Raw genomic sequence first — 8,049 nt, 5'->3', positions numbered from 1 at the left:
CCCCCCACCGCCGGGGTCCGGGCCCGTGATGTGCCTGGTGGGACCGGCCCGGCGGAGCGTGACAGCGGCCGGACGGGTTACACGTCCCTTCATGGCCGAACACCGAAGCACGCATACGGAGCGCAACGAGACGCCGCTCGAGAGAGCCGACCGCAACTTCATCGAGCTCCTCCAGGAACTGCGCGTCACCCAGACCGGGGTACAGGTGCTCTTCGCCTTCCTGCTGTCGATGGCCTTCACCCCGCGCTTCGAGGACCTGGACACGTTCCAGCGCGTCACCTACGTGGTCACACTCCTGCTGGCCCTCCTGTCGGCCCTGCTGTTCGTCGCGCCGGCCGCTCTGCACCGCTCCCTCTTCCAGCAGAACGCCAAGCCCCTGATCGTCCGGGTATCCGACCGGCTGGCCAGTGTCGGTCTGGCCGTGCTGACGCTGGCGTTCACCGGCTCCGTGACGCTCGTCGTGGATGTGACGCTGGAGCGCGAGGCCGGCATCGCGGCCGGAGCGGGCACCCTCCTCGCCTGCCTGGGCCTGTGGGGCCTCCTCCCCCGCCTGGTGTGGCGGTCGGGCGCCCGGAGCGGCGAGACCGACGTCACGCCGCCCGCCAGGGACCGAGCAGCAGCGCTGCCCCCAAAACCGCGAGAACCGTTCCGGTGACCGTCTGGACCGCCCGGGCCGTACGCGGCCGGCGCAGCCACCGCCCGAGCCGGTCCACCAGCAGGGCCACCGCGGGAAACCACAGCAGCGCGAGGACGACGACGATGAGCGCCATCATCAGCGTGCGCGGCAGCACGGCACCGCCCTCGGGCACGAACTGCGGGAGCAGGCCGAGGAAGGTGAGGGACGCCTTGGGGTTGAGGGCGTTGGTGACGAAGCCCTGCCGCAGGGCGCGCGTACCGGCTCCGGTCCCGGCCCCGGCCCCGGTCCCCTCGGCGACCACCGTGCGCGGCCCGCGCAGGGACCACAGCGTCCGCACGCCCAGGTACAGCACATAGGCGCCGCCCAGCAGTTGCATCGCCCGGAACAGCGCCGGCACCGCGACGAGGACCGCGGCGACCCCGGCGACCGCGAGCGCCGTGTGGATCAGGAGCCCCGCCGCGATCCCCAGCGCGCACGCCACGCCGGCCCGCCGGGAGACCAGCGCGTTGCGCACGACGACGGTGAAGTCGGCTCCCGGCATGGCGACCATGCTCGCGGCGACTCCGGTGAAGGCGATCAGCTGTGCGTCCATGGCGTCCACCCTGCCCGCCCAGGGGCTTCAGCAGGTATGTCGAATATGCTGGGGAATCCTTAAGCATCTCTTTATGCCGTCGGCGGGTCCGGGCCTGCACCGGGGTACGGCCCGGACGAGTGCGGGAGCGGCTCCATGTACGACCCGACACGGCTCGCGGCGCTGGTGGCGGTCGCGGAGGCGGGCTCGATCACCCGGGCCGCCGAGCGCCTCGGCTACACCCCGCCCGCGCTCTCCCAGCAGCTGGCCAAGCTGGAGCGGGAGGCGGGCGCGACGCTGCTCGTCCGCTCCCATCGCGGGGCGCGGCTCACGGGCGCGGGCGAGCTGCTGGTGGCGCGGGCCCGCCGGGTGCTCGACGAGATGGAGCGGGCGCGGCACGAACTGGCGCGGCTGACGGGCCTCACGGGCGGCACGCTGCGGCTCGGGACCTTCCAGACGGCGGGCATGCATCTGCTGCCGCCGGTGCTCAGCGCGTTCCGCCGGGCCCATCCGGACGTGGCACTGGCGGTGGCGAACTACGAGCCCCCGGACGGCGTGGCCGCGGTCGCGGCGGGCGAGGTGGACCTGGCCCTCACGCACACCTACCAGCCCGCGGACCCGGTGCCGCTGCCCTCGACGGTGACCGCGGAGCCGGTCCTGGTGGAGGAGCTGGTGCTGGTGACCGCGCCCGGGCACGCCCTGTCCACGGGGTCGTCGCGGCTGCCGCTGACCGGGCTCGCCGGGCAGCCGGTGATCAGCATGGCGCCGGAGCACCCGTCGCGCACGGGGGTCGAGGCGGCGCTCGCCCGGGTCGGCGCCACCCCGTCCGTACGGGTCGAGACACCCGGGTACGCGCTGGTGTGCGCGCTCGTCAGCGCGGGGCTGGGGGTGGCGGTGGTGCCGGAGATGGTGGCGCGGACGGCGGCGACACCGGTCGGTGTGCGGCCGCTCGAGCCGGGCGATCTGCGCCGTACGATCTCGGTCGTGCACCGCGTCGAGGAGACGGCGCCCGCCGCCGATGCCTTCCGGGCGCTGCTGCGCGGGGTCTTCGGCCGGGCCGGCCGACAGGGCTGAGACCGCCTGCCGTACGTGGCGGACGCCCGGATGCGGAACGCGCCGTCAGGAGTCCTGCTGTGCCCTGGTCGCCGTGAGCGGCTGCACGGGCTGTACGGGCTGTACGGGCGCCGTCCAGGGGAGTTCGATGGCCACCGTCTTGCCCCCTTCCCGGGTGGGTCTCACGCTCAGCCTGCCCCCGCACTCGGCGGTCAGCCAGCGGATGATGACCATGCCGCGGCCGTTGTCCTGCTGCACGGCCGCAGGCAAACGTTTGGGGAAGCGCGGGTGGGAGTCGGTGACGCCGATGCGCAGGCACTCGTCGCGGTCGAGCGCGACGTCCACGGTGAACGTGGGCGACTGCCCGAACGTGTGCTGGACGGCGTTGGTGGCGAGTTCGGACACGATCAGCCGCACGGTCTCACCGATCTCGGAGTCGCTCGGCAGACCCCATTCGGCCAGTACCCCGGCGACATAGGTGCGGGCGGCGGAGACCGAGACCGGATCGCTCGGCAGAGTGACGGATGCTTCCTGGTGGTCTGCCATGGCCACGTCGTCCCTTTCCCACGGGACCGCCAGTCCGATACGGACGGTGGATTCGAGTACGGCCCCGGACCGGTGCTTCGCGCCAGACTGCCATCACCGGGGGCGGTCGCGGTGCCGATCGGCCAAGATGTGCATATATCTGTCGCTCGAAGCGGTGAACTCTTTGACGATCGACCGTATTTGGGCGGAGCTGTTGGTCCATCCTCTACCGTCACCCCGACACCGCTGCCGGGCGGAAGGAGAGACCCCATGCAATACGGCCCAGCGGTGCGTCGGCGGAAGCTCGGCACCGAACTGCGCCTGCTGCGCTCCCGCATCGGCCTCACCAGTATCGAGGCGGCCCGCCTGGTCGGCTGGCACCAGTCGAAGGTGAGCCGGATCGAGACGGGTTCCAGCGGAGTGAAACCGACCGACGTACGGCGCCTGCTCGACGCGTACGAGGTCCAGGACGCCGAACTGAGGGAGCTGCTGCTGGCGTTGGCGGGCGGCGAGGACGGCGGCGGCCGGCAGAACTGGTGGCACGCCTACCGCGGGGTACTGCCGCCCGCCTACCGCGACTTCATCAGCCTGGAGTCCCAGGCCGGCGGCATACGCACCCTGGAGACCTCGGTGGTGCCGGGGCTGCTGCAGACGCCCGAGTACGCCCGTGCGGTGACCCGGGCCGCGCTGGAGGGCGTGGCGGACGACAAGCTGGACGCGCTGGTGGAGGTGCGCGTCGCGCGGCAGGAGGTCCTGCGCGCCGATCCGCCGCTGCGGCTGGACGCGGTCCTGGACGAGGCCGTGCTGCGCCGCCGGGTCGGCGGGCCCGGGGTCATGGCGCGGCAACTGGAACGGCTGCGGGAGGCGGCCGCTCTGCCTCAGGTGAAACTCCAGGTACTTCCCTTCACCGCCGGAGAGCACATCGGCATCACCGGCCCTTTTGTAATCTTCTCATTCTCGAACACGGCCGATCTGGACGTTGTCGTGCTCGACCACTTGACGAGTAGCCTCTATCTCGAACGGAAAGAAGACCTCCAGGCGTATGTGGAGGCTTTCAACGCCCTTCAAATCCACGCCCTTTCACCCGAGGATTCGCTGGATTACATCGCCGGGATTGCCGCCGGCGCATAAGGAGGCACCATGTCAGCTCTGCCTCGTCATGTCCCTTCGAGCATCGCACTGCACGAAGCGGTATGGCTGCGCAGCAGCCGCAGTACGGGAATGAACAACTGCGTCGAGACGGCGCGTCCGTGCACCGGTCCCCGGGCCGGGCTCGTGGCCGTCCGCGACTCGAAGAACACGACGGGCCCCGCCCTGCTGTTCGCCCCCGAGAGCTGGGAGGAATTCATCGCCACACTCCGGTGATCAGGAGCACCGTGCCGTCGGTCACCCGTGCGCCTGGGTGATCACGTCACCGATCACCTGCCGGTGATCAGCTCTCTCGGTCTCGACGCACGGCCGTGTCACGCCGACTCACGGTCGCGTCTCGCAGATCACACGCACGGCCCGGTCCAGCTGCCCGGCGGTGAGATCCGCACGGGCGGTCAGCCGCAGCCGTGAGACACCGTCGGGTACGGACGGAGGGCGGAAGCAGCCGACGACGACTCCCGCCGCACGGCAGTCCGCCGCCCACCGCACCGCCCGCTCGGGTGAAGGGGCGCGTACGGACACCACGGCGGCGTCGGGCCGCACGGCATCGAGGTCCGACGCCGTCAGCCGCGTGTGCAGCTCCGTCGCCACCTCGCGCGCCCGCGCGGCACGTTCCGGTTCCCGGCGCAGCAACCGCAGCGCCGCGAGGGCCCCGCCGGCCGCCGCCGGGGCCAGCCCCGTGTCGAAGATGAACGTCCGGGCCGCGTTGACCAGATGGTCGATCACCCGGGCCGGACCCAGCACGGCCCCGCCCTGGCTGCCGAGCGACTTGGACAGCGTGACGGTCACGACCACGTCGGGCGCGCCCGCGAGCCCGGCCGCGTGCGCGGCGCCCCGCCCGCCGTCGCCCAGGACACCCAGCCCGTGCGCGTCGTCGACGATCAGTCCGGCGCCGGACTCCCGGCAGGCGGCGGCCAGCCGGGCCAGGGGCGCCGCGTCGCCGTCCACCGAGAAGACCGTGTCGGACACGGCCACGGCCGGGCCCGGGTGCGTGCCGAGCGCCTTGCGGACGGCCGCCGGATCGGCGTGGCCGACGACCTGGGTGGTGCCCCGCGCCAGCCGGCAGCCGTCGATCAGCGAGGCGTGGTTGCCCGCGTCCGAGACGATCAGCGAGCCGTGCGGGGCCAGCGCGGTCACCGCGGCGAGGTTGGCCGCGTACCCGGAGGAGAGCACGAGGGCCGCCTCGAACCCGCAGAATCCGGCCAGCTCGCGCTCCAGCTCGCCGTGGAGCTCGGTGGTACCGGTGACCAGCCGGGAGCCGGTGGCCCCGGCACCCCACCGGCGCGCCGCGCCGGCGGCGCCCTCGACGACCTCCGGGTGCCGGGCGAGGCCCAGGTAGTCGTTGCTCGCGAGGTCCAGGAGCGGCGAGTCGGCGGGGCGCGCCCGCAGGGTCCGTACGAGTCCGGCGCGGTGGCGCGCTCGCGCCTGCTCGTCGATCCAGCCGAACGCCATGGGTCCTCCGGGCCAGTGGGGCGGGTGACACGCCGACGGCCGGTGCGCCGAGGGCGACGTGCACGCTCTTCCGTGGGCGGTGCGTGTGCAGACAGTGCGTTTGCGGGCGATGCGTTTGTAGGCAGTGCACAGACCCTAGCCGTCCGGACGCCCGTGCATGGTGTGGTGATACCCACACCTCGAGGCTCCTGCGTTGTGCGATCCCTCCTTGGCCCGGGACACTCCCGTACGTCAGGATCGGCTTCCATGGACCTGCTGAAGACGCTGGTGGACAAGGGACTTCGGCGCGAGACGCCGACCCGCGAGGAAGCGCTGGCCGTGCTGGCGACCTCCGACGACGACCTGCTCGAAGTGGTGACCGCGGCCGGCCGGGTGCGCCGGCACTGGTTCGGCCGACGGGTGAAACTCAACTACCTCGTCAACCTCAAGTCGGGGCTGTGCCCCGAGGACTGCTCCTACTGTTCCCAGCGTCTCGGCTCCGAGGCCGGCATCCTCAAGTACAGCTGGCTCAAACCGGACCAGGCGTCCGAGGCGGCAGCCGCCGGTCTCGCGGGCGGTGCCAAACGGGTCTGCCTGGTGGCCAGCGGCCGCGGCCCGACGGACAAGGACGTGGACCGGGTCTCCGAGACCATCAGGACGATCAAGGAACAGCACGAGGACGTCGAGGTGTGCGCCTGTCTCGGGCTGCTCTCCGACGGCCAGGCCGAGCGGCTGCGCGCGGCGGGCGCCGACGCCTACAACCACAACCTCAACACCTCCGAGGCGACCTACGGCGACATCACCACCACCCACACCTACGCCGACCGCGTCGACACGGTGCGCAAGGCGCACGCGGCCGGGCTGTCCGCCTGCTCCGGGCTGATCGCGGGCATGGGCGAGACGGACGAGGACCTGGTGGACGTGGTCTTCTCGCTGCGCGAGCTGGACCCTGACTCGGTGCCGGTCAACTTCCTCATCCCGTTCGAGGGCACCCCGCTCGGCAAGGAGTGGAACCTGACCCCGCAGCGGTGCCTGCGCATCCTGGCGATGGTCCGGTTCGTCTGCCCGGACGTGGAGGTCCGTATCGCGGGCGGCCGTGAGGTGCACCTGCGCACCCTGCAGCCCCTCGCCCTGCACCTGGCCAACTCGATCTTCCTCGGCGACTACCTGACCAGCGAGGGCCAGGCGGGCAAGGCGGATCTGGAGATGATCGCCGACGCCGGGTTCGAGGTGGAGGGCACCGACCAGGTGACCCTGCCGGAGCACCGGGCGGGCGGGTGCCACCCGGGGGAGGGCGGCGGCTGCGGTTCCGCTTCCGCCGCCACGCCCGAGGCCGGCGAGCCCCGTACGGACCTGGTCGCCGTACGCCGCCGGGGTGCCGGAACGGATCTCGCGCCCAATGCCTGAGCTGTCCGTGCCCGAGCTGCTGGAGCTGGACCGGAGACACGTGTGGCATCCGTACGGTCCGATGCCCGGCCGCGTGGAACCGCTCGTCGTTGCGTCGGCGAGCGGGGTGCGGCTGAGGACGGCGGACGGCTCGGGCGAGCTCATCGACGGCATGTCGTCCTGGTGGTCCGCGATCCACGGCTACAACCACCCGGTGCTCAACGAGGCGGCGCGGGAGCAGCTGGCCCGGATGAGCCACGTCATGTTCGGCGGGCTCACGCACGAGCCCGCCGTACGGCTGGCGAAGCGCCTCGTCGACATCACGCCGGACGGGCTGGAACACGTCTTCCTCGCCGACTCCGGCTCGGTGTCGGTGGAGGTCGCGGTCAAGATGTGCCTGCAGTACTGGCGTTCGATCGGCCGCCCCGCCAAGCGGCGCCTCATGACCTGGCGCGGCGGCTACCACGGCGACACCTGGCAGCCGATGTCGGTGTGCGACCCCGAGGGCGGGATGCACGAGCTGTGGCAGGGGGTGCTGCCCCGGCAGGTGTTCGCGGACGCGCCCCCGGCGGCGTACGAGGAGCCGTACGCGGACCACCTGCGCGAGCTGATCGCCCGGCACGCGGACGAGCTGGCCGCGGTGATCGTGGAGCCGGTGGTGCAGGGGGCGGGCGGGATGCGGTTCCACTCCCCCGCGTATCTGCGGGTGCTGCGCGAGGCGTGCGACGCGCACGGCGTGCTGCTCGTGTTCGACGAGATCGCGACCGGGTTCGGGCGTACGGGAGCGCTGTTCGCGGCGGAGCACGCCGGGGTGACGCCGGACGTGATGTGCGTGGGCAAGGCGCTGACCGGCGGTTATCTGACGATGGCGGCGACCCTGTGCACCGCGCGCGTGGCCGACGGGATCTCGCGGGGCGAGGTGCCGGTGCTCGCGCACGGGCCCACCTTCATGGGCAACCCCCTCGCCGCGGCCGTGGCGTGCGCATCGATCGATCTGCTGCTGGGCCACGACTGGCTCGCCGAGGTGAAGCGGATCGAGGCCGGGCTGACGGAGGGGCTCGCCCCGGCGGCCGGCCTCGATGGCGTACGGAACGTCCGCGTCCTCGGGGCCATCGGCGTCGTCCAGCTGGACCACGAGGTGGACATGGCGGCGGCCACGCGGGCGGCCGTGCGCGAGGGCGTGTGGCTGCGGCCGTTCCGCGATCTCGTGTACACCATGCCGCCGTACGTCACAGGTGACGAGGACGTGGCGCGGATCGCGCGCGCGGTGCGCGCGGTGGCACGGGAGGGATGAGGG

Annotated in this window: 9 protein-coding genes; 6 read left to right on the top strand and 3 right to left on the bottom strand. The window is 72.4% G+C overall.

Translation table 11 applies throughout. The features are described from left to right. Positions 1–91 precede the first annotated feature (91 nt). Positions 92–655 carry a DUF6328 family protein gene (locus IE242_RS26785; protein WP_189863630.1) on the top strand — a complete coding sequence of 188 codons (564 nt, stop codon included), beginning with the start codon at positions 92–94 and terminating at the stop codon, positions 653–655. Here the strand turns inward: IE242_RS26785 and IE242_RS26780 are convergent. Continuing rightward, the gene (locus tag IE242_RS26780) at positions 591–1,229 is read right to left on the bottom strand and encodes a LysE family translocator (RefSeq protein WP_189863628.1); all 639 of its coding nucleotides are present in this window, start codon (positions 1,227–1,229) and stop codon (positions 591–593) included. The two genes, IE242_RS26785 and IE242_RS26780, sit on opposite strands and share 65 nt — an antisense overlap. A 135-nt stretch (positions 1,230–1,364) precedes the next feature. Here IE242_RS26780 and IE242_RS26775 point away from each other — a divergent pair, with 135 nt between their 5' ends. After that, positions 1,365–2,282 (top strand): LysR family transcriptional regulator, encoded by a 918-nt coding sequence (locus IE242_RS26775; protein ID WP_189863626.1) that lies wholly within the window; start codon positions 1,365–1,367, stop codon positions 2,280–2,282. Between the two features lie 45 nt (positions 2,283–2,327). On the opposite strand, the gene IE242_RS26770 is transcribed toward IE242_RS26775, so the two are convergent. Further along, complete coding sequence (locus IE242_RS26770; RefSeq protein ID WP_189863625.1) at positions 2,328–2,807, bottom strand: ATP-binding protein; 480 nt, start codon at positions 2,805–2,807, stop codon at positions 2,328–2,330. Between the two features lie 249 nt (positions 2,808–3,056). Here IE242_RS26770 and IE242_RS26765 point away from each other — a divergent pair, with 249 nt between their 5' ends. Both IE242_RS26765 and IE242_RS26760 read left to right on the top strand, forming a co-directional pair. After that, positions 3,057–3,917 (top strand): helix-turn-helix domain-containing protein, encoded by an 861-nt coding sequence (locus tag IE242_RS26765; RefSeq protein ID WP_189863623.1) that lies wholly within the window; start codon positions 3,057–3,059, stop codon positions 3,915–3,917. 9 nt (positions 3,918–3,926) lie between these two features. Then, the gene (locus IE242_RS26760; protein ID WP_189863621.1) at positions 3,927–4,151 is read left to right on the top strand and encodes a DUF397 domain-containing protein; all 225 of its coding nucleotides are present in this window, start codon (positions 3,927–3,929) and stop codon (positions 4,149–4,151) included. Between the two features lie 108 nt (positions 4,152–4,259). On the opposite strand, the gene IE242_RS26755 is transcribed toward IE242_RS26760, so the two are convergent. Next, positions 4,260–5,387 (bottom strand): 8-amino-7-oxononanoate synthase, encoded by a 1,128-nt coding sequence (locus IE242_RS26755; protein ID WP_189863619.1) that lies wholly within the window; start codon positions 5,385–5,387, stop codon positions 4,260–4,262. A gap of 246 nt (positions 5,388–5,633) precedes the next feature. Between IE242_RS26755 and bioB the strand changes: the two genes are divergently transcribed. After that, a complete protein-coding gene (bioB, locus tag IE242_RS26750) occupies positions 5,634–6,773 on the top strand; it encodes a biotin synthase BioB (RefSeq protein ID WP_189863617.1) in 1,140 nt (379 codons plus the stop codon). Beyond that, positions 6,766–8,046, top strand: coding sequence for an adenosylmethionine--8-amino-7-oxononanoate transaminase (locus IE242_RS26745; protein WP_189863615.1), 1,281 nt, complete (start codon positions 6,766–6,768; stop codon positions 8,044–8,046). The genes bioB and IE242_RS26745 overlap by 8 nt, the downstream gene beginning before the upstream one ends. The last annotated feature ends 3 nt before the right edge of the window (positions 8,047–8,049 follow it).

It is taken from the genome of Streptomyces poonensis (assembly GCF_014650915.1).
Taxonomy (GTDB): domain Bacteria; phylum Actinomycetota; class Actinomycetes; order Streptomycetales; family Streptomycetaceae; genus Streptomyces; species Streptomyces poonensis.
The sequence above is the reverse complement of the archived record's forward strand: the minus strand, read 5'-3'. Positions and strand labels throughout refer to the sequence as shown.

Bases quoted from the DNA above. Each gene is read 5' to 3' on its own strand.
- IE242_RS26770 (WP_189863625.1), bottom strand. From the start codon at position 2,807: ATGGCAGACCACCAGGAAGCATCCGTCACTCTGCCGAGCGATCCGGTC.
- IE242_RS26785 (WP_189863630.1), top strand. From the start codon at position 92: ATGGCCGAACACCGAAGCACGCATACGGAGCGCAACGAGACGCCGCTC.
- IE242_RS26755 (WP_189863619.1), bottom strand. From the start codon at position 5,387: ATGGCGTTCGGCTGGATCGACGAGCAGGCGCGAGCGCGCCACCGCGCC.
- IE242_RS26780 (WP_189863628.1), bottom strand. From the start codon at position 1,229: ATGGACGCACAGCTGATCGCCTTCACCGGAGTCGCCGCGAGCATGGTC.
- IE242_RS26760 (WP_189863621.1), top strand. From the start codon at position 3,927: ATGTCAGCTCTGCCTCGTCATGTCCCTTCGAGCATCGCACTGCACGAA.
- IE242_RS26745 (WP_189863615.1), top strand. From the start codon at position 6,766: ATGCCTGAGCTGTCCGTGCCCGAGCTGCTGGAGCTGGACCGGAGACAC.
- IE242_RS26765 (WP_189863623.1), top strand. From the start codon at position 3,057: ATGCAATACGGCCCAGCGGTGCGTCGGCGGAAGCTCGGCACCGAACTG.
- bioB (WP_189863617.1), top strand. From the start codon at position 5,634: ATGGACCTGCTGAAGACGCTGGTGGACAAGGGACTTCGGCGCGAGACG.
- IE242_RS26775 (WP_189863626.1), top strand. From the start codon at position 1,365: ATGTACGACCCGACACGGCTCGCGGCGCTGGTGGCGGTCGCGGAGGCG.